Annotated in this window: 15 protein-coding genes; 3 read left to right on the top strand and 12 right to left on the bottom strand. The window is 64.8% G+C overall.

The window, feature by feature from the left end; genetic code table 11:
* Positions 1–3: 3 nt before the first annotated feature.
* The 6 genes from CVM73_RS25545 to CVM73_RS25520 form a co-directional block, all read right to left on the bottom strand.
* Complete coding sequence (locus CVM73_RS25545; RefSeq protein WP_100234593.1) at positions 4–873, bottom strand: carbohydrate ABC transporter permease; 870 nt, start codon at positions 871–873, stop codon at positions 4–6.
* A complete protein-coding gene (locus CVM73_RS25540; RefSeq protein WP_100234592.1) occupies positions 870–1,820 on the bottom strand; it encodes a carbohydrate ABC transporter permease in 951 nt (316 codons plus the stop codon). The genes CVM73_RS25545 and CVM73_RS25540 overlap by 4 nt, the downstream gene beginning before the upstream one ends.
* Complete coding sequence (locus CVM73_RS25535) at positions 1,817–2,674, bottom strand: phosphodiesterase (protein ID WP_100234591.1); 858 nt, start codon at positions 2,672–2,674, stop codon at positions 1,817–1,819. The genes CVM73_RS25540 and CVM73_RS25535 overlap by 4 nt, the downstream gene beginning before the upstream one ends.
* Positions 2,675–2,908: 234 nt before the next feature.
* On the bottom strand, positions 2,909–3,160 hold the full coding sequence (locus tag CVM73_RS25530) for a hypothetical protein (protein ID WP_100234590.1): 252 nt from the start codon (positions 3,158–3,160) through the stop codon (positions 2,909–2,911).
* Positions 3,157–3,591 (bottom strand): hypothetical protein, encoded by a 435-nt coding sequence (locus CVM73_RS25525; protein WP_146006657.1) that lies wholly within the window; start codon positions 3,589–3,591, stop codon positions 3,157–3,159. Before CVM73_RS25525 ends, CVM73_RS25530 begins: the two co-directional genes overlap by 4 nt.
* Before the next feature lie 23 nt (positions 3,592–3,614).
* Positions 3,615–5,087, bottom strand: a complete 1,473-nt coding sequence (locus CVM73_RS25520; RefSeq protein ID WP_100234616.1) for a protein adenylyltransferase SelO — start codon at positions 5,085–5,087, stop codon at positions 3,615–3,617.
* Positions 5,088–5,283: 196 nt separating this feature from the next.
* Between CVM73_RS25520 and aspS the strand changes: the two genes are divergently transcribed.
* A complete protein-coding gene (gene aspS, locus CVM73_RS25515; protein ID WP_100234588.1) occupies positions 5,284–7,056 on the top strand; it encodes an aspartate--tRNA ligase in 1,773 nt (590 codons plus the stop codon).
* Between the two features lie 377 nt (positions 7,057–7,433).
* Here the strand turns inward: aspS and CVM73_RS25510 are convergent, their stop codons facing one another.
* Complete coding sequence (locus CVM73_RS25510) at positions 7,434–9,401, bottom strand: hypothetical protein (RefSeq protein WP_100234587.1); 1,968 nt, start codon at positions 9,399–9,401, stop codon at positions 7,434–7,436.
* A gap of 247 nt (positions 9,402–9,648) precedes the next feature.
* Here CVM73_RS25510 and CVM73_RS25505 point away from each other — a divergent pair, with 247 nt between their 5' ends.
* Together CVM73_RS25505 and CVM73_RS25500 are read left to right on the top strand one after the other, a co-directional pair.
* Positions 9,649–11,958, top strand: a complete 2,310-nt coding sequence (locus CVM73_RS25505; protein WP_100234586.1) for an NADP-dependent malic enzyme — start codon at positions 9,649–9,651, stop codon at positions 11,956–11,958.
* A 301-nt stretch (positions 11,959–12,259) separates the two neighbouring features.
* The gene (locus tag CVM73_RS25500; protein ID WP_100234585.1) at positions 12,260–12,712 is read left to right on the top strand and encodes a DoxX family membrane protein; all 453 of its coding nucleotides are present in this window, start codon (positions 12,260–12,262) and stop codon (positions 12,710–12,712) included.
* A gap of 3 nt (positions 12,713–12,715) precedes the next feature.
* Here CVM73_RS25500 and CVM73_RS25495 read toward each other — a convergent pair whose 3' ends face one another.
* The 5 genes from CVM73_RS25495 to CVM73_RS25475 form a co-directional block, all read right to left on the bottom strand.
* Positions 12,716–13,831 carry a helix-turn-helix domain-containing protein gene (locus CVM73_RS25495; RefSeq protein ID WP_100234615.1) on the bottom strand — a complete coding sequence of 372 codons (1,116 nt, stop codon included), beginning with the start codon at positions 13,829–13,831 and terminating at the stop codon, positions 12,716–12,718.
* 448 nt (positions 13,832–14,279) lie between these two features.
* Positions 14,280–14,831, bottom strand: coding sequence for a dihydrofolate reductase family protein (locus tag CVM73_RS25490; protein WP_167407045.1), 552 nt, complete (start codon positions 14,829–14,831; stop codon positions 14,280–14,282).
* Between the two features lie 7 nt (positions 14,832–14,838).
* Positions 14,839–15,861: a polysaccharide deacetylase family protein gene (locus CVM73_RS25485; RefSeq protein ID WP_100234584.1), complete on the bottom strand. Its 1,023-nt coding sequence runs from the start codon at positions 15,859–15,861 to the stop codon at positions 14,839–14,841.
* A 165-nt stretch (positions 15,862–16,026) separates the two neighbouring features.
* On the bottom strand, positions 16,027–16,596 hold the full coding sequence (locus CVM73_RS25480; protein WP_100234613.1) for a glutathione peroxidase: 570 nt from the start codon (positions 16,594–16,596) through the stop codon (positions 16,027–16,029).
* A 144-nt stretch (positions 16,597–16,740) separates the two neighbouring features.
* A complete protein-coding gene (locus CVM73_RS25475) occupies positions 16,741–18,303 on the bottom strand; it encodes a L,D-transpeptidase (RefSeq protein WP_167407044.1) in 1,563 nt (520 codons plus the stop codon).
* Between the last annotated feature and the right edge of the window lie 137 nt (positions 18,304–18,440).

Genomic DNA, 18,440 nt, shown 5'->3' with positions numbered 1-18,440 from the left:
CTCCTATTTGATGCCTGAGGTGACGAAAGAGCTGATGAAGCGTTTCTGGAAGATCAGGAAGACGACGAGCAGCGGCGCGATCACCATCAGCGTGCCCGCGGCGATGGTGCCCCAGGCCTGCGTGCCTTCGGCGGTCTTGGTGAAGACGGAGAGGCCGACCGTGAGCGGCCGCTTGTCAGGCGAATTGATCACCATCAGCGGCCACAGGAAGTCGTTCCAGTGGCTGGTCACGGAAATGATGGCGAAGGCCGAGAAGCTCGGCATCGACAGCGGCACGTAGATGTGGCGGATGCGCTGGAGCAGGCTGGCGCCGTCGATCAGGGCTGCGTCTTCCAGCTCGGTCGGGATCGCCTCGAACGCCTGGCGCATCAGGAAGGTGCCGAAGGCGGAGGCGAAGAACGGCATCATCACGCCGGTGAGCGTGTCGTAGAGGCCGAGCTGCGCCACCAGCGACAGGTTCGGCACGATCAGCAGCACCGGCACCAGCATCAGCTGCATCAGGAACAAATAGAAGATCGGCGTCTTGCCGGCGAAATCCAGGCGCGCGAAGGCAAAGCCCGCCAGCGTGATCGTGACGAACTGCACCAAGAGGATGCCGGTGCAGATGATCGTGGTGTTGATCGTGTAGCGCGGGAAATCGCCGATCTCCCAGGCATCCCTGACATTGTCGAGCGTCGGCTTGAGGCTCGGCATCAGCTCGGCCATGGCGTTGATGCCGTCGGAGGCCGGGCGCAGCGTCGCGACGACCATCCACAGGAACGGGATCAGCCAGACGATCGCGAGCAGCACCGTCAGTGCAAAGCCGAGCTTGGGCGTGATCTCGCCCCGGGTGGCGAGCGGGGCGTCCTTGTAGAGCCTGTCGATCAGGTTCATGGCCCGCCCTCGCGGTTGGCCATCGTGCGGAAGGAGAGCGCGGTGAGGCCCATCAGCGCGGCGAGCGTCAGCAGCGTCGCGGCCGAGGCTTTGCCGATGTCGTAATGCTCCACTGCCTGCTGGTAGATGTAGAACAGCACGAGGTTGGTCGCGTTCGACGGCCCGCCCTGGGTCATGACGAAGACGTGGTCGACCTGCGTCACCGCGTTCAGCGTGGCGATGACGGTGACGAACAGGAAGGTGGGCTTGAGCTCCGGCAGGATGATGTGGCGCAGGCGCATGTAAGGCCCCGCGCCGTCGAGATGCGCGGCCTCCATCACGTCCTCGGGCACGGCCTGAAGGCCGGCGAGGAAGAACAGCATGTAATAGCCGGCGTTCTTCCAGATCGTGATGATCATGATCGCATAGAGCGCGATGTCGGGGTCGCCGAGCCAGTTTGGCAGCACCGGCAGAAGCCGGCCGATGTAGTAATCGAGCAGGCCGACATTGGGCAGGAAGATGAACAGGAACAGCGCAGACGCCGCGACCATCGGGATCAGCACCGGCAGGAACAGCGCGGCGCGCAGCGCGCTGCTCACGGCATGGGTGCGTGACAGCGCCAGCGCGAACAGCAGCGCGAGGGCGATGCTCGGCACCGCCGTGCCGACGGCGTAGATCAGGTTGTTGGTGACGGCGCCGGTGAAGGCGGGGTCGGCCAGCACCGCGCTGATGTTGTCGAGGCCGACGAAACGCACCGGTGCCTTGGGTGTGGCGCGCTGATAGAGCGCATCGACGAACACGCGCCCCATCGCGCCATAGGTGAACAGCGCAAGGAAGACCAGCGACGGCAACAGCAGCAGATAGGCCGGCAGCGAGGCCCTGAAGCGGCCCATGAACCGCTTCAGGAGGTGCAGACGCGGTGCCGCCGACGTCGCGACCGGGAGAGCCGCGGGTTCAGCGAGGCTCATCTCATCGCGCCGGGAAAATTGAGCGCATAGTCGCGGCCGTTCATTCCCGCGGGTGGTTCGAAGGGGAAGCGCAGACTTTGGTCGAGGAAGTCATGGCTGTGCACGACGAGGTTCTCGTCGTCGATCAGCACGACGCCATAGGCCGGCGGCTCGTGGCTGGCGAGGTGATCGGTGGCGGCTGCGTCGAGCTCGAACCAGACCTGGTGGTTGGTGCCGCGCAGCGTCGAGAACGGGATCTTGCCGTAGCTGCCGAAGATCGGCCGGTGCACATGGCCGAAGAAGAGGTGGCGGATGCGTGCGCGATACGGCGCGATGACTTCCGCGAACTCGGTGCTCTGCTTCAGCGCGATCTCGTCCATCGCGTGGACGCCGACCGGGAAGGGCGGATGGTGCATGAACACGACGAACTGCTGGTCGGCGGGCGCTGCGGCCAGCGTACTCGCCAGCCAGCCGAGGCGCCTCTCGCACATCTCGCCGGCGTGGCTGGTCTCATCCAGCGTGTCCAGGAACACGAACAGGCCGTGCTCGGTGGTGCGCGTGCCCTGCACGAAGCCGTTGGCATCGCGCGGCGCGGCCTTCAGCGCGTCGAGGCAGGTAACGCGGCGGTCGTGATTGCCGACCATGGCGATGTACGGAATTTTCAGCGCGGCCATCGCCTCGGCGAAATTGGCGTAGGATTCAGCCTCGCCCCAATGGGTGAGGTCGCCGGTCACCACGGCAAACGCAGCATCGGATTGATGCTTGTTGATATCGGCAATCGCCGCGTCCAGCCGGGCGCGCGGGTCGAGCCCATAGAGCTTCAGCCCGGGGTTCGCGAGATGCGTGTCGGTGAGGTGGATGAATTTGAAGGGCATGGCGCGCTTTGTCGGGACGGTTGGAGGATGGGCGCCTCCGGCAAGACGGCCCTGCCAGCCCGTTAGAGCGCGTGTGTTTCAGTTTGATGACAGTGGTTCCCGTGTCCACAAATGGCCGCTACGTAGGGTGGATTAGCCGAAGGCGCAATTCGCCGTCCCGGCGTACCTTGAGTTGCGCTGTCAGCGGCGCTTAGGTACCCGAGCGTGCCGGCCGGATTCCTGTCCAGGATCGAGCTAGCGATTTATCGAGCGAAGGCGCTCGATCTCTGCGATCAGCCTTGGAATATCTTGTCGTGCGTGAGCAATAAAGTCGTAATCTGCAATCGTCGCACCGGAGAGATAGAAGTCCTCACCTCCGGTCTGAATGAAGTCAGATCCGCTGATCTTGTCCCGTTTCTCGATGAACGATTTCCACGGACCGGCGGTAGCCTGTTCGCAGCGTGCCTTGATCGCTTCGATCTCGTCGTTGGTGAGCGGACCATTCATTTCAGCGGCTCTCCGTTGCCCGCTCGATCTCGCTTCGCGAAATAGTCGGCCCAACGTTGGATCCAATCGAGCGCACGGGCTTTGTCGATCGGGGCGATCCAGTCAACATCCTCGCGGGACAGCTGGAAAGCCTCCAACACTTCGTCGACAAACGGTTCGACATCGATCTCCGCGATATCCCGCGCATCAACCTCGACCACAGGGCCCTTTGAACCGAGGCGCTCGACTGCATGCGCGTGTTCGGTCAGAAAAAGGGCCCGCCCGGATTTCAGCCTCACGAACATCGAGGCGGCCTGACCGAGGCCGTCGTCGTCGTAATGGATCAACGTAAAGCCGAAGCGTTCGGCGAGGTCTGTGATCCGAATTGTGAGGGTGCAGAGCTGCATTTCGGGGCCGGCGAACCGAAAGTCGTCTGGGAGTTGCGTGATCACGACGGCCCCTTTGAAGCTTGTCGCTAGGTTCCACAAAACGTCTGCAGCACGCGCTGGTCCGGCAGCGGCGGATCGGCGTAGGCGGCGTAGTCCGGCTGGTCCTCGTATGGCTTTGCCAGCACCGTCACCAGCTCCTCGAACGGCGCGTAGTCGTCGTCATTCATCGCGGCCTGGATCACGGCCTCGACGCGATGGTTGCGCGGGATGAACATCGGGTTGACGGCATGCATCGCGGCCTGCCGCTCGGCTGCGTTCTGCGGCTCCAGCGCAATGCGCGCGCGCCAGCGACCGGCCCATTCGTCGAAGGCTGCGGGCTCCATGAACTGGGCACGCACGTCGGTGCCTTCGTCGGCCGCGGCGTCGCCGAGCTTGCGGAAGGTGAGGGTGAAGTCGGCCTGGTTCTTGGCCATGGCATCGAGCAGGTCCTGGATCAGCGCGTCGTCGCCGTCACGCTCCGTGAACAGGCCGACCTTCTTGCGCAGGCCGGCCTGATAGGCCGCGCTGAACGCTTCGGCGAAGGCGCCGAGAATGTCCTGGGCTTCGGCGACAGCTTTCTCCTGCTCGTCCGAGAACAGCGGCAGCAGGCATTCGGCGAGGCGGGTCAGATTCCACAAGCCGATGCGCGGCTGGTTGGCATAGGCGTAGCGGCCCATCTCGTCGATCGAGGAGAACACCTGCGCAGGATTGTAGGCGTCCATGAAGGCGCACGGGCCGTAATCGATGGTCTCGCCCGAGATCGACGTGTTGTCGGTGTTCATCACGCCGTGGATGAAGCCGACCAGCAGCCAGCGCGCGATGAGCTCGGCCTGTCGCGCGACGACCGCGGCGAGCAGTGCGTGATACGGCCGCTCGGCGTGAAGCAGGTCCGGATAGTGCCTGACGATGACGTGGTCGGCGAGCCGGCGGATCGCCTCGGTGTCGCGGCGGACGGCGAAGAACTGGAAGGTGCCGACGCGGATGTGGCTGGAGGCAATGCGGGTCAGCACCGCGCCGGGCAGCGCGGTTTCGCGGATGACGTGCTCGCCGGTGACGACGGCGGCAAGCGAGCGCGTGGTCGGAATGCCCAGCGCGAACATCGCTTCGCTGACGATGTATTCGCGCAAGACCGGCCCGAGCGCGGCGCGGCCGTCGCCGCGGCGGGAGAACGGGGTGGGGCCGCTTCCCTTGAGCTGGATATCGCGGCGGACGCCGTCCTTGTCGATGACCTCGCCGAGCAGGATGGCGCGGCCGTCGCCGAGCTGGGGCACGAATTGCCCGAACTGGTGGCCGGCATAGGCCATGGCAATGGGATCGGCGCCGGCGGGAACCGTCTTGCCGGCCAGGATCTCGGCCCCTTCCGGGGTCTCCAGCACATCAGGATCCAGCCCGAGCTGGACCGCCAGCGGCCGGTTCAGCTTGATCAGCCGGGGGGCGGCGACAGGGGTCGGCGCAACGCGGGCAAAGAAGCTGTCCGGCAGCGCCGAATACGAGTTCTGGAAGGGGAAATGGACCGTCATGGCCTCAAGATAGGGCTGGAACGCCTGATGGCAAAGGCTCGGGCCCTGATAGGTCAAAAATGGGTCCTTCCAGCCCAAATCGGGCCGTTCCCTTGGTTGCCGCACCCGCCCTCGTCGGGTAAACCCTGCCGCAACGTCGGACCGGCCGTTTCAGGCGGTCCGATTCGACCCCTCCGACATTGATTTTGGGACGACCATGCATCGCTACCGGTCACATACATGCGGCGCGCTCCGCGAGAGCAACATCGGCGAGACCATCCGCCTCTCGGGCTGGGTCCATCGCGTTCGCGACCATGGCGGCGTGCTGTTCATCGACCTGCGCGACCATTACGGCCTGACCCAGTGCGTGGTCGACCCGGACTCGCCGGCGTTCTCGCTGGCCGAAAAGCTGCGCTCGGAATTCGTGGTCAAGATGGACGGCAAGGTCCGCCGCCGTCCCGACGGCACCGACAATGACGACCTGCCGACCGGCAAGGTCGAGGTCTATGTCAGCGAGATCGAGGTGCTGGGCCCGGCCGGCGACCTGCCGCTGCCGGTGTTCGGCGACCAGGAATACCCCGAAGACATCCGCCTGAAGTACCGCTTCCTGGATCTGCGTCGCGAAAAGCTGCACCAGAACATCATGACGCGCATCGAGATCATCAAGTCGATGCGCCGGCGCATGGAGGGGCAGGGCTTCTTCGAGTTCAACACGCCGATCCTGACCGCATCCTCGCCGGAAGGCGCGCGCGACTTCTTGGTGCCCTCGCGCATCCATCCCGGCAAGTTCTACGCGCTGCCGCAGGCGCCGCAGCAATACAAGCAGCTCTTGATGATGTCGGGCTTCGACCGCTACTTCCAGATCGCGCCCTGCTTCCGCGACGAGGACCCGCGCGCCGACCGTCTGCCCGGCGAGTTCTACCAGCTCGACGTCGAAATGAGCTTTGTCACGCAGGAAGACGTCTTCGCGGCGATGGAGCCTGTGATCACCGGCGTGTTCGAGGAATTTGCCAAGGGCAAGCCGGTGACCAAGGGCTGGCGCCGGATTCCGTTCGCCGAAGCCTTGCGCAAATACGGCAGCGACAAGCCGGACCTGCGCAACCCCATCGAGATGCAGGATGTCTCCGAGCACTTCCGCGGAAGCGGCTTCAAGGTGTTCGCGCGCATGCTCGAAGATCCCAAGAACCAGGTCTGGGCGATCCCGGCACCCGGCGGCGGCAGCCGCGCGTTTTGCGATCGCATGAATTCGTGGGCGCAGGGCGAGGGCCAGCCCGGCCTCGGCTACATCATGTGGCGCGAGGGCGGCGAGGGCGCAGGTCCCCTTGCGAACAACATCGGACCTGAGCGCACGGCCGCGATCCGCGCGCAGCTCGGCGTGAAGGAGGGCGATGCCGCCTTCTTCGTCGCCGGCGATCCCGACAAGTTCTGGAAGTTCTCTGGCCTTGCCCGCAACAAGGTCGGCGAGGAGCTGAACCTCACCGACAAGGAGCGGTTCGAGCTCGCCTGGATCGTCGACTTCCCGATGTACGAGTACAACGAGGACGACAAGAAGGTCGACTTCTCGCACAACCCGTTCTCGATGCCGCAGGGCGGCCTCGAGGCGCTGAAGGGCCAGGATCCGCTGACCATCAAGGCGTTCCAGTACGACATCACCTGCAACGGCTACGAGATCGCCTCGGGCGGCATCCGCAACCACGTGCCGGAAGCCATGGTGAAGGCGTTCGAGATCGCAGGTTACGGCGAGCAGGAAGTGGTCGACCGCTTCGGCGGCATGTACCGCGCCTTCCAGTACGGCGCGCCACCGCATGGCGGCATGGCCGCGGGCGTCGACCGCATCGTGATGCTGCTCTGCGGCACCACGAATTTGCGCGAGATCTCGCTGTTTCCGATGAACCAGCAGGCGATGGATCTCCTGATGGGCGCCCCGTCGGAAGCCACGACAAAACAGCTCCGCGAGCTGCACATCCGGGTGAACCTGCCGCAGAAGTGAGCTCGTGCCCCGGACGCAGCGCAGCGTCTCTTCGACGATGCGCTGCAGAGCCGGGGCCCATGTCACGCAGGAGCTCGCGGCTTCTGGATCCCGGCTCTGCGCCGCAACGCTTACGCGCTGCGGCTTGTCCGGGACACGCGGAAAGATTCTGGATTGCGTCGTTGCGCTTGCAATGACGGTGTGGAGAGAGCATGCGCCTCCATCGCCGTTGCGTGCCCCGGGCGCAGCGCAGCGTCTCCCCGGCGATGCGAAGCATCGTCCGGTTCGACGATGCGCTGCAGAGCCGGGGCCCATGTCGCCAAGGAGTCCGGGGCTTCTGGGGCCCGGCTCTGCGTCGCGTCATTTCATGCCGCGCCGCGTCCGGGACACAAGATCAACTACAACCCCGTCGACGCCTCGATCCTGAACTGGGCCAGCGCGCTCTCGGGGTCGCTTTTTGAGAGCTGCATCAATTGCATCAGCGGCACCTTGGCGCGAGGCGTGAGCTTGATCGTCAGCGTCTGCCCCGAGGTCTCGACGAAGCTGGCGAGCGCATCGACCGCCACCCTAGCATCGACATTGGACGCAACGATCTTCTCACCCTGTACCCTGATCATCTCGACGATGGCGCTGCGTGCCGCATCGCGGCTGACATTCTGCATGCGCGAGAACTGCGCGACGACGAGATCGACAATGCCGCTGTCGCGCAGCGAGAGTTCGAACGCACCGGTCTCGACTTGCGCCGCCTGACCCATCGCCTGCGCCGGATCAGTCGTGAACAGGCCGCGCGGCACGTTGGCGAGCGCGAAGCGGGCCTGCGCTTTGGCGAGATTGCCGAGATCGATGGTCGCAGGCGCGAGCGCAAACGCCCCCGACGATTCCGTCCAGGCGGCACCGAGATCGAGGTCGATCGCGAGCTTGTCGATGCCGGCCATGGTCAGCGGCTGCTGCGCCGGATTGGAGGGGTCGGTGGGAGCGACCATCTTCACGACCAGACTGGCTTTGCTCGGGATCGGCCCTATCAACTGGCCCCAGTTCAGGCTGATCGTGTCGATGGTGACGACCTGCCGCGTATTCTTGTAGGGCGAGACCACGCCCTTGATCTCGGCGCCTTCGAGGACCCGGAACAGGCCCAGCATTTGATCCGGCGAGGGCGGCTGTCCGGGCGTTCTGAGGCCTGCCGCCCAGCGCATCAGACTTGCCGCGCTGAAGGACTTCAGCGCGAAGCGCTCCATCTTGAGCTGCCCCTGCGGCATCGGCATGTCGAGGCCTTCCAGCGCTATTTTGTCCTGATCGTATTTGACAGCGTTGAGCCGTCCCGTCCCTTGCGGCGTCTCGACCGTTTGCTTGCCGATTTCGGCCTTGCCGATCTGAAAGCCCTCGAAGAAGTCGGCCACCTTCTCGATCATGTCGCGCGACTGCGCCGGCGTCGGGATCGAGCCGTCAGCCGGCACCAGCGCGATGATTTCGGCCGGGCGGAATTTCGAGGGCCGGATCGCAATGTCGTCGAAGCTGATGCCGTCGATCTGCACGCGCACGCCTGGTGCCGTCGTCACCACATATGAGTTGGCCGAGATGCGTCGATAGATCCTGTGGAAACTGTCGTCGCTCGATCCTTGCTGATCGAGCGCGGCCCTCACGGCGGTTGCGTCGAAATCGTAGGCGGCCAGGCCGGACAGCTCGCCGGTCATTTTCTCGGGCTTGCCCGGCTGGGCCAGGTCGAGCGTATAGGTGATGCGATCTGTCTTCGCCGTTTCGATTTTGCCGCGGTTGACGTTCTGGATCGACAGACCCGAATAGACATATTCGCCGCTGCCGACATTGCCGGTGCCTGCATTGACATTGACCGCGACGGTCGGCGCCGCGATCGAGGATGCAGAGACGGTCGCGTATTGCGCGAGCATGAAGCGGTACATGTCGATGATCGAGCCGGACAACGGCGCGGCGGCCGCACGAGTGGGACCGGAAAAATCGCGAGCGCTGATCTGCGGGATCTTGTAGTTCGCTTTCAGCTTCGCCCGCTCGGAGGATGTGAAGGCGACCTCGACCCCTGACACTTCGATGCTGTCGGCCGAGAAATGGGCCTCATCTGGCTGGCGTACACCAACGGCCGTGACCTTTGCGACCTTGACGTTGGCGAGCTGCGGCTGGGCGGGCTCGACGGCGATGTCCTCGATCGTCAGCGTCCGGGTCGCTAGCTCGAACGTGACCTTGCCATGGCTCGCCTTGCCACCGCCTGAGCGGATCTGTTCGAAAGCCGCCTCGACCTCGGCGGTAACGCGATGCTGAACATAGAGATTGAAGCCAAACCATCCGCCCGCGCCGAGCACGGCTGCCACGATCAGGCCGATCAGGATTCGCTTCATTCCCAGCTCCAGTTGCTCGTTCTCGACTGCGCAACCTGCCATATTCGCGAAACGCCGCGCGGTCCAGGGAAAGCTATGGTTTTCAAATGTTTGACCGCGCGCCCTGTTGATGGGGACGCAATCGGATGTTGCCACCGAGGCACCCGGCGTGCTTCATCCCGTTTCCATGACCCGGAAATACCGTTCCGCTTGGGCGGCAGCTCCGGACGATGCATTTTGAGGCCGGTAACGCGAGGCGAGACACCGCATGTCGTCCTATTCTGATGATCTCCACCAGGCGGCGCTGGCCTACCATCGTCTGCCGCGCCCCGGAAAGCTCGAGATCCAGGCAAGCAAGCCGCTTGCCAACCAGCGCGATCTCGCGCTGGCCTATTCTCCGGGCGTCGCCGCGGCTTGCACCGAGATCGCCAAGAACCCGTCCGAGGCGGCCACGCTCACCACCCGCGCCAATCTGGTCGCGGTGGTCTCCAACGGTACCGCGGTGCTCGGCCTCGGCAATATCGGCCCGCTGGCCTCCAAGCCGGTGATGGAGGGCAAGGCGGTCCTGTTCAAGAAATTCGCCGGCATCGACGTGTTCGACATCGAGATCGCCGCCGACACCATCGATCGCGTGGTCGAGACGGTGGCGGCGCTCGAGCCAACCTTCGGCGGCATCAATCTGGAAGACATCCGCGGACCGGAGTGCTTCGAGATCGAGACGCGCTTGAAGGAGCGCATGAAGATCCCGGTCTTCCATGACGACCAGCACGGCACCGCCATCATCGTCGCCGCCGCCATCACCAACGGCCTCAGGCTGAACGGCAAGAAGCTGTCCGACGTCAAGATCGTGGCCTCGGGGGCAGGGGCCGCCGCGCTCGCAACACTGAACTTGCTCGTCTCGATGGGCGCGCAGCGCAAGAACATCTGGGTCTGCGACATCGACGGTCTCGTGCATGAGGGGCGCAACACCTCGATGGACCGCTGGAAGGCGGTCTATGCGCAGAAGACCGACAAGCGCACGCTCGCCGACGTCATCGGCGGCGCCGATATCTTCATCGGGCTCTCGGCACCCGGCGTGCTGAAGCCCGAGATGGCCAAGGCGATGGGCGACAAGCCCCTGATCATGGCGCTCGCCAACCCGACCCCGGAGATCATGCCGGAAGAGGCGCGGAAAGCGCGCCCCGACGCCATGATCTGCACCGGCCGCTCCGACTATCCGAACCAGGTCAACAACGTCCTCTGCTTTCCCTTCATCTTCCGCGGCGCGCTCGACGTCGGCGCCACCGCGATCAACGAGGAGATGAAGCACGCCGCCGTCGAGGCCATCGCGCAGCTCGCGCGCGAGGCGCCGTCGGATGCCGTCGCGCAAGGTCTCGACACCGGTGAGACGCAGGGCTTCGGTCCCGGCTCGCTGATCCCAAGCCCGTTCGACCCGCGCCTGATCCTGCGCCTTGCGCCGGCCGTGGCGAAGGCGGCGATGGAATCGGGCGTTGCGACGCGGCCCATCACCAATTTCGACGAATACAGAGCGCTGCTCGAGCGCTTCGCCTTCCGTTCCGGCCTCGTCATGAAGCCGATGTTCGCCAAGGCAAAGACCCAGCCGGTCCGCGTGATCTACGCCGAGGGCGAGGACGAGCGCGTGCTGCGCGCGACGCAGGTGGTGCTGGAGGAGAAGCTGGCGCGGCCGATCCTGGTCGGCCGCCCCTCGGTGGTCGAGGCGCGCATCAAGCGCTTCGGCCTGTCGATCAAGGCCGGCAAGGATTTCGACCTCGTCAATCCCGAGGACGATCCTCGCTATCGCTCCTATGTGCAGTCCTATGTCGAGGTCGCCGGCCGCCGCGGCGTGACGCCGGATGCGGCGCGCACGGTGGTGCGCACCAACAACACGGTGATCGCGGCACTCGCGGTGGTGCGCGGGGAGGCCGATGCCATGCTCTGTGGCGTCGAGGGCCGCTACATGAGCCATCTGCGCCATGTCCGCGAGATCGTCGGCTTCTCGCCGGGGATCAGCGATTACGCCGCACTGGCGCTGCTGATCACAACCAAGGGCGCCTTCTTCATCGCCGACACGCAAGTGCGGCCCAATCCGAGTGCGGAGGAGCTGGCCGAGATCGCGGCACTGGCGGCGCTGCATGTGCAGCGCTTCACCCTGAAGCCGAAGGTCGCTTTCATCTCGCATTCCGATTTCGGCAGCTACGATACGGACTCCTCGCGCAAGATGCGCCGGGCGACCCAACTCCTGAAAGACAAGCATCCGGAGATCGAGGCCGACGGCGAGATGCAGGGCGACACCGCGCTCTCGGCTGCGGCCCGCAAGCTCGTGCTGCCGCACTCCAAGCTTGAGGGGGAGGCCAACATCCTGATCATGCCGAACCTCGACACCGCCAACGTCGCCTATCAGATGATCAAGGCGCTGGCGGACGCACTTCCCGTCGGCCCGATTCTGATCGGCCCGGCGCGCCCGGCCCACATCCTGACGCCGGGCGTCACTGCGCGCGGCATCCTCAACATGACCGCGGTTGCAGTCGTGGAAGCCCAGGAGCGCGCCTCGCGGCAGCAGCCGACGTTGTTCACGTAAGGGGCGAGGTCTAGCGTCGTCGATGGTCCAACTCCTTCTCCCCTTGTGGGAGAAGGTGGCGCGAAGCGCCGGATGAGGGGTTGTTTCCGCGCCTCGGGATCTCGCGAGTTTCCGTGCCGAGAGATACCCCTCATCCGTCTCGCCGCTTTGCGGCGAGCCACGTTCTCCCACAAGGGGGAGAAGGGAAGAGACCGCCAACCTTGAAATACTTTCAGGTCTCCATTTCCCTGTTTGAAAAGCGCAAACGGACTCTTCATAATCCCCTCAAGCGTTCCGCGCGGTTTTTGCCAAGAGGCCGATCATGCCAGCGTTCGTGACTTTCGGGCGAATCCTGTTCGCCGTGCTGTTCATCTACACGGGCGCGACCAAGCTCTTTGCCATCCAGGCGACCGCCGACTTCATCGCCACCAAGCTCGTGGTGCCTGACGTCATCGCGCCCTACGCCAAGCAGGTCGAGACGGCGACGGCCATGACCACGCCGCAGCTCCTGGCGATCGCGATCGGCGGGCTCGAGATCGTCGCTGGGCTGATGATTGCGCTGAATTTCGGCGCGCGCTTCTTCGCGATGCTGCTGATCATCTACGTCGCCGTCGCGACCGTGCTGTTCTACGATTTCTGGAACGTGGCGGCTCCCGACAACGCCAAGATGCTGGTCGACGCGCTCAAGAACCTGTCGATCATCGGCGCGCTCTGCATGATCATCGGCTATGGCCGCACCACGCGTCCGGCCGAGGCGGCCTACGGCGATGTATAACGGTCACTCCGCTCTCGGGGGCGCGATCTCGCGCATCCAGCGGGAAATCGTCGCGCTGCCCGCTCCATCGGTACCGCGCTGCAGGCCGAGCAATGCGGCCTCGCGCGCGGCGCGGGGCGTGATGCCATAGGCTGCCTTGAACGAGCGCGTGAAATGCGCGTCGGTACCGAGCTGCCAGCGCCGCGCGACCTCGCTGATCCGCGGACCACGCGCGCCCGAATTGGCGAGGTCGAAGAAGGCGCGGTGCAGCCGGCGGCTGCGGATGTAGTCGGCGATGCCGCCGACCGGCGCGAACAGCCGGTACAGTGACGCCCGCGAGAGGCCGAAATGGGCCGCGATCGAATTGGCGGATAAATCCTCACGGGCAAGGCCGGCCTCGATATATCGGCGGATCCGCATCAGGGACGGACTCGCCGCGACGGTGTGGTCGGCATCGGCGTCGCCACGTTCGAGCTCGTTGCGCAGGCAGGCGGCCAGCAGCGAGACCGTGCCCTCGACCACCGATTGGCATTCGTCGAGCGTCATGCGCGGCGCAAATTCGAAGAGCGCGGTGAGATGTCCCGCCAGCAATCGTGCGATCACGCTGCTGCCCGGCAGGACGAGGCCGTGTAGGTCGTCGACCCGCAAGAGATGGGTGCCGAACATCGGGCGCGGTACGACCAGCGTGACATTCTCGAAAGCCGTCGCCTTGGTCTCCAGCGTCTGGGCGAGGTCGAACAGGCAGATGTCGCCGGCGCGCACCCGCATTGGCCGGGTGCCCGCGATGCCGTCATAGCCACCCCTGAGATAGAGCTGGAGGATGATGTGGTCGACGCCGCTGCGCGCGATCGTTTCGGCCGTCCGGCGGAAACGCTGGCCGCTGGCGCGGCTCAGCCCGATCAGCGCCGGCCCCATGGCGTAGGAGCTGATGTCGGCGCGAAACGGGCCCGGTTCGCCGGCGGCGAGCTCGTCGACCTCGAACAGCGTGGCGACAGCCTCCCGCCAGGCGGCGACGTTCGCATCCGTCTCCATCTGATCGGCGGTGAAGCCGAATGCCGGTAGCAGGGACGATATCGGGGCTGCATCGCCGGTCAGTCCGGAGGCGTCTGTCGGACCTGTCGTCGTACCGTCGTCGGTCATGGTGATCGTGGTCGCGTCTTGATCGTCGGTAAGGAGCGGGGAAGGGCGGTGCCGGGCCAATCATGCCTGGCTGTAGGTTGATATCCGGCGAAGGGAAATGGTTCGTTCGTGTACGATTCCTCCCGCCCGCGGGGCGGCAGCCTCGATCCAAAGCCGTCCGCTCTTGCGCTTTTGTCTCAGTCTGTTGATGCGGTGTTTCGGAGTGGCCGGCTCATATTGACGCAGCGCCACAGACGTTGGCTATAGCGCCACGACCGCCGTCGGGGCCGATTATTGGGTCTCGGCAAATATGCTAGCCGGCTTTGCGCTGGCCGGCGGCGGGACCAATTTCAGCTTGCTGAACCAGCAAGATAAACAAGGGTATTATATTGCCGTTACTTTGCATGGGGTTGTTTTACCTGTTTTGAATCGGAGCCTCCGGTGTGAGCGAGTTGGCAGCGCCGAGAGGCTAGCCCGGCCGCCACGGGGTCACGGTCACCTCATGCGCAGCGTCGAGCAGGTACGGCGCTCCCGGCTTCATCCCACGCGAAGCCAGCACCTCGTGAGGCGTCCGCTGGGGCACGCCGACAAAACAGCCTTCACCGCCGGGCAGCCGCACATGCGGGGCTTCCGACAGCCAGAACGTGTCGTAGCGGTCCATGAACAGGTCGAACACGACCGGGCCGCCGATGACGGCGATCATGCCGGAGGCGACGTCCGCGAAGGCGCAGGCCTCTTCGAAGCTCGCATGCGCCGGATTCCACAGCGTCGCGTTCGGCATCTCCGGATCGACGGTGAGGTCCTTGATCTTGCGGGTCAGGATCAGCCGCTTGCGCTTCGGCGAGTTCGGCTGCTGCTCATGCGAGTGCCGGCCATGCACGATCAGCGCGGCGCGATCGAGCGCCTGCTCGAAGAACAGCTTGTCGCCTTCGAACTTCAGGCTGTCGGGCATGGCGTGATCGGCGTCGGCAAGCATGCCGTCCGCTGACACGATGACGTAGCCTTCGATGCGGAAAGACAACGGCCTTCTATTCGGAAACGGTCGTCACCACGGAATTGACCGGGCGCTGGCTCACCGTCGGCAGCTTGATGTCCTTGAGCAGCTCCTGGTCGTATTCCGGCAGTGTCGAGGCCGGGAACTTGGCGCGCATCGCCACCACCTTGTAGCCGCCGGCCTTCAGCCGCTTGAGCAGCTCGGGCAGGGCCTCCGCAGTGTGCTTCTGGAAGTCGTGCATCAGGATGATGCCCTTGCCCTTGGTGTCGAGCTTCTTCATCACGGTCTCGATCACCTTCTCGGGCTTGGAGGCCTTGAAGTCGAACGAGTCGATATCGCAGGAGAAGATCCCGACATTGCGGTTGCCGAGATAGGTGACCATCTCCGGCGGATGCTGGAGCGCCGGGAAGCGGAAGAACGGCGCGGGCGAGATGCCGCCGAGCGCCCACTTCACTGCGGAAAGACCCTTCTCGATCTCGTCCTTGCGCTGCGCTTCGTTAAGCTTCTTGTTGTTCAGATTGGCGTGCGACCAGGTGTGGCTGCCCACCGTGTGGCCGGCGGCGTAGACCTGCTTCAGGATCTCCGGCTCGTAGGTCGCGTGCTTGCCGATGATGAAGAAGATCCCGGTGGTGCATTCGTCGGCGAGCGCCTTCAGCACGGCGGGCGTGTTCTTCGGCCAGGGGCCGTCGTCGAAGGTCAGCACCACCTCGTGGTCGCGCAGGAAGTCGAGCTCCTTGAAATGCTCGAACCCGAAGCCGGGACCGCCCGTGGTGTCGATCTCGACAGTGCGGGCGACACCGAGGGCGCCTGGCGTGTTGCAGGCCGCGCGCGCCGGCTGCGGCGCCTGTTTCGGCGGGGGCGGGTTGACGAAACCCGCCGGCGCCGCAGCCGCTGCTGCGGGCGCCGGAGCCGCAGCGGGCGTTGCAGCCGTTGGTGTTGCCGCCGGTGCGGCTTGCGCCGCGGCTGCGGGCTTCGCGGCCGGTGTCTGCGACCATGCTGCGCCGGTCATCGCCACTGAGATCGCACCTGCTAAAATCAGTCCTGCCGCCACACGCATGGTGTTGTCCTCGAGATTGATCCCGTTGTTCCGCCGCGGCTTTTCGCCTGTGGCAAAAACCGTCCTGCCCCAAACGATCCTAGCCTAGATGGTGGGCCCTCGCCATTGCAACGGCTGTTTGACGCCCCGCCACAATTGTGCCCAGCCGGATGAGGGGCGCCTGCGTCAACTATCGGCCAGCGCCCTGGCAATGGCCGTTTTGATTCGCGTGTCGGCCGGTTCGACTGCGGAGGGAAAGACCTCGGCGATATAGCCATCGCGGCCGATCAGGTATTTGTGGAAGTTCCAGCGCGGAACTTCCTTCGGTCGGGCCTCGGCTGCCCATTTGTAGAAGGGGTGCGCTCTTGCTCCGACCACGACGGCCTTGGCCGCAACCGGGAAGGTAACACCATATTGGTGATGCGCGGTCTGCGTGATCTCGCTCGCGCTGCCGGGCTCCTGGCCACCGAAATCGTTGGAGGGCACGCCGATCACGATAAGCCCGCGCTCGCGAAACTCGTTCCATATCTCCTGCAAGCCGGCATATTGCGGCGTGTAGCCACAGAGCGAGGCGGTGTTCACCACCAGCAGCGGTTTGCCGGTGAACGCGGCGAGGCGGATGTCGTCGCCTGACAATGCGGGGAAGGAGAAGGCGTAGGCCGAGATCCGGCTCATCCCGCCATCAGCGAGGGCGTGCGTTACGGGCGCGAGTGCACTTGCAAGAGTGACGCTCAGCACGGTCCTGCGATTCATCATGACGGCGTCCCCGAAATGATCCGAGGACATGTTACTCCGCCACTGCGACCTCACGCGTCAACACCGCGTTATCGAACGCTGCGAGGGGCTAGACTTCACGCGTTTTCTTGACGCGAACCGGTATCCACTTCGCTCGAAAACGCTTTAGTACAGGCGGACGATGAAGTCGGTGCCTTCGCCGGTCTCGCCCTGGTTGATGCCCTGGTCGGAGACGATGATCGAGCCGCCTGACGTCAGCATCTCGTTGATCTTCGCCATGGTGTCGGCGGGGACCGAGATGCGGTCGAGGGCTTCAGCCGGGCTGTCCGGCGTGATCACCGGTTTTGCGGCGATGGGGATCACGGCGGCGCCGCGCTGGCGGCGCGATGCACGGCTGTCGTCCTCGCGCGCCGCGGAGCGGGCGGAGACGGGCAGCGACACCACCGACCAACGCAGCGCATTGGCATCGGCCTTGTCGACTTCGGCGGTGAAGATATGCGTGCCGAGCGGCCTGTCGCCCGCGGCGATCGTGACGGGCACCTCGAACAGCGGCGCAAAATTCTGCCGCACATAGAGCTTGGAATCCTTGCGGCTGATGAAGATGGCAATCTGGCCGGCGCGCTTGGGCGTATCAGGCCTAGCCGCCGGCGCAGGATCGGCAACGCGGTTCTCGTCCTTCTTCGCATCGGGCGAGGTGGCGAGCGCCGGTGCAGTAGCCTGTGCATTGGGCGTCTTCGCGGAGTCCACCGCCTCCGTCTTGGCCGGCTCGGCCTTGATAGCCTCGACCTTGTCGGCGGGCTTGTCGTCGTTCGCCGGTTTGGTCGCGCCTTCCGACTGGGGCTTGGCCGTATCAGATGCCTCGGCCGTCTTGGCCTTGTCGGCCGGTGCTGCGGCTTCCTCGCGCGCGGGCGCATTGCCGGTGGTCACATCCGACATCACGGCGTGGCCGACGGAGGTGCGCAGCTCGAGCACGCTGTCGGCGCTGGCCGTCTTCGTCTCGACCGGCTTGGTTTCGACGGCGCCCTTGTCGGCCTTGTCGCCGGCATTGGTCTGCGGCTCGACGCTCGCTGCGGGTTGCGGCGGCACGCGCGTGGAGGCGAGCAGGGGATGGGAGAAGCTTTGCGGCGACATCTGGCCGGGCGCCACGATCACGCGCGCACCCATCTTGGTCCAGTTCCACATCTTCATCGCGAACGCCATCGGCATGCGGATGCAGCCGTGCGAAGCCGGGTAGCCCGGCAGCACGCCGGCATGCATCGCGACGCCGGACCAGGTGATCCGCTGCATGTACGGCATCGGCGCGCCGCTATAGATGTTGGAGTGGTGGAATTTGTGCTTCTGAATGACGCTGAACACACCCATCGGTGTCGAGTGGCCCTTCATGCCCGTCGACACCGGGGATTCCGCGAACACGCCGGTGCTGTCGTAGACCGTCACCTTCTGCCGGTCGATCGAGACGACGATGACGAGCGGTCCTTGCGGCTTGATGCCGGCTTCCTTCTCGACGACGACTTCCTTCTTGCTTGCGGCGCCACGCTTTTGCGGTTTCTGGCGCGGTATTTCGGGAAGTCGATCCTGACGGGCGTAATAGGACCCGTCGGAATAGTCCGTCCAATAATAAAACGCTGCGTCTGCCTGGCCGGTCGCGCCGATCGCACCCGCCGCCGTCAAAATGGCGACCTGCCACAGCCGCGCCGGCTTGGCGGAAGACCCGTTCACGCTGTCCATCCTCGAATCCATAATCCAAATCAGACGTTAGTCTCGCAAAGGGGATACGCGTTCACCAGCAGGGCGGTTCTGCCGTCAGCTACTTTTGTTCATGACGTAGCAAAAAAGCCTCACGGAGCGGTAAACGGCGGCCGCGC

This window comes from Bradyrhizobium forestalis (genome assembly GCF_002795245.1).
GTDB lineage: Bacteria > Pseudomonadota > Alphaproteobacteria > Rhizobiales > Xanthobacteraceae > Bradyrhizobium > Bradyrhizobium forestalis.
The sequence above is the reverse complement of the archived record's forward strand: the minus strand, read 5'-3'. Positions and strand labels throughout refer to the sequence as shown.

Bases quoted from the DNA above. Each gene is read 5' to 3' on its own strand.
- CVM73_RS25545 (WP_100234593.1), bottom strand. From the start codon at position 873: ATGAACCTGATCGACAGGCTCTACAAGGACGCCCCGCTCGCCACCCGG.
- CVM73_RS25510 (WP_100234587.1), bottom strand. From the start codon at position 9,401: ATGAAGCGAATCCTGATCGGCCTGATCGTGGCAGCCGTGCTCGGCGCG.
- CVM73_RS25540 (WP_100234592.1), bottom strand. From the start codon at position 1,820: ATGAGCCTCGCTGAACCCGCGGCTCTCCCGGTCGCGACGTCGGCGGCA.
- CVM73_RS25520 (WP_100234616.1), bottom strand. From the start codon at position 5,087: ATGACGGTCCATTTCCCCTTCCAGAACTCGTATTCGGCGCTGCCGGAC.
- CVM73_RS25480 (WP_100234613.1), bottom strand. From the start codon at position 16,596: ATGATGAATCGCAGGACCGTGCTGAGCGTCACTCTTGCAAGTGCACTC.
- CVM73_RS25535 (WP_100234591.1), bottom strand. From the start codon at position 2,674: ATGCCCTTCAAATTCATCCACCTCACCGACACGCATCTCGCGAACCCC.
- CVM73_RS25475 (WP_167407044.1), bottom strand. From the start codon at position 18,303: ATGGACAGCGTGAACGGGTCTTCCGCCAAGCCGGCGCGGCTGTGGCAG.
- CVM73_RS25505 (WP_100234586.1), top strand. From the start codon at position 9,649: ATGTCGTCCTATTCTGATGATCTCCACCAGGCGGCGCTGGCCTACCAT.
- aspS (WP_100234588.1), top strand. From the start codon at position 5,284: ATGCATCGCTACCGGTCACATACATGCGGCGCGCTCCGCGAGAGCAAC.
- CVM73_RS25495 (WP_100234615.1), bottom strand. From the start codon at position 13,831: ATGACCGACGACGGTACGACGACAGGTCCGACAGACGCCTCCGGACTG.
- CVM73_RS25530 (WP_100234590.1), bottom strand. From the start codon at position 3,160: ATGAATGGTCCGCTCACCAACGACGAGATCGAAGCGATCAAGGCACGC.
- CVM73_RS25485 (WP_100234584.1), bottom strand. From the start codon at position 15,861: ATGCGTGTGGCGGCAGGACTGATTTTAGCAGGTGCGATCTCAGTGGCG.
- CVM73_RS25500 (WP_100234585.1), top strand. From the start codon at position 12,260: ATGCCAGCGTTCGTGACTTTCGGGCGAATCCTGTTCGCCGTGCTGTTC.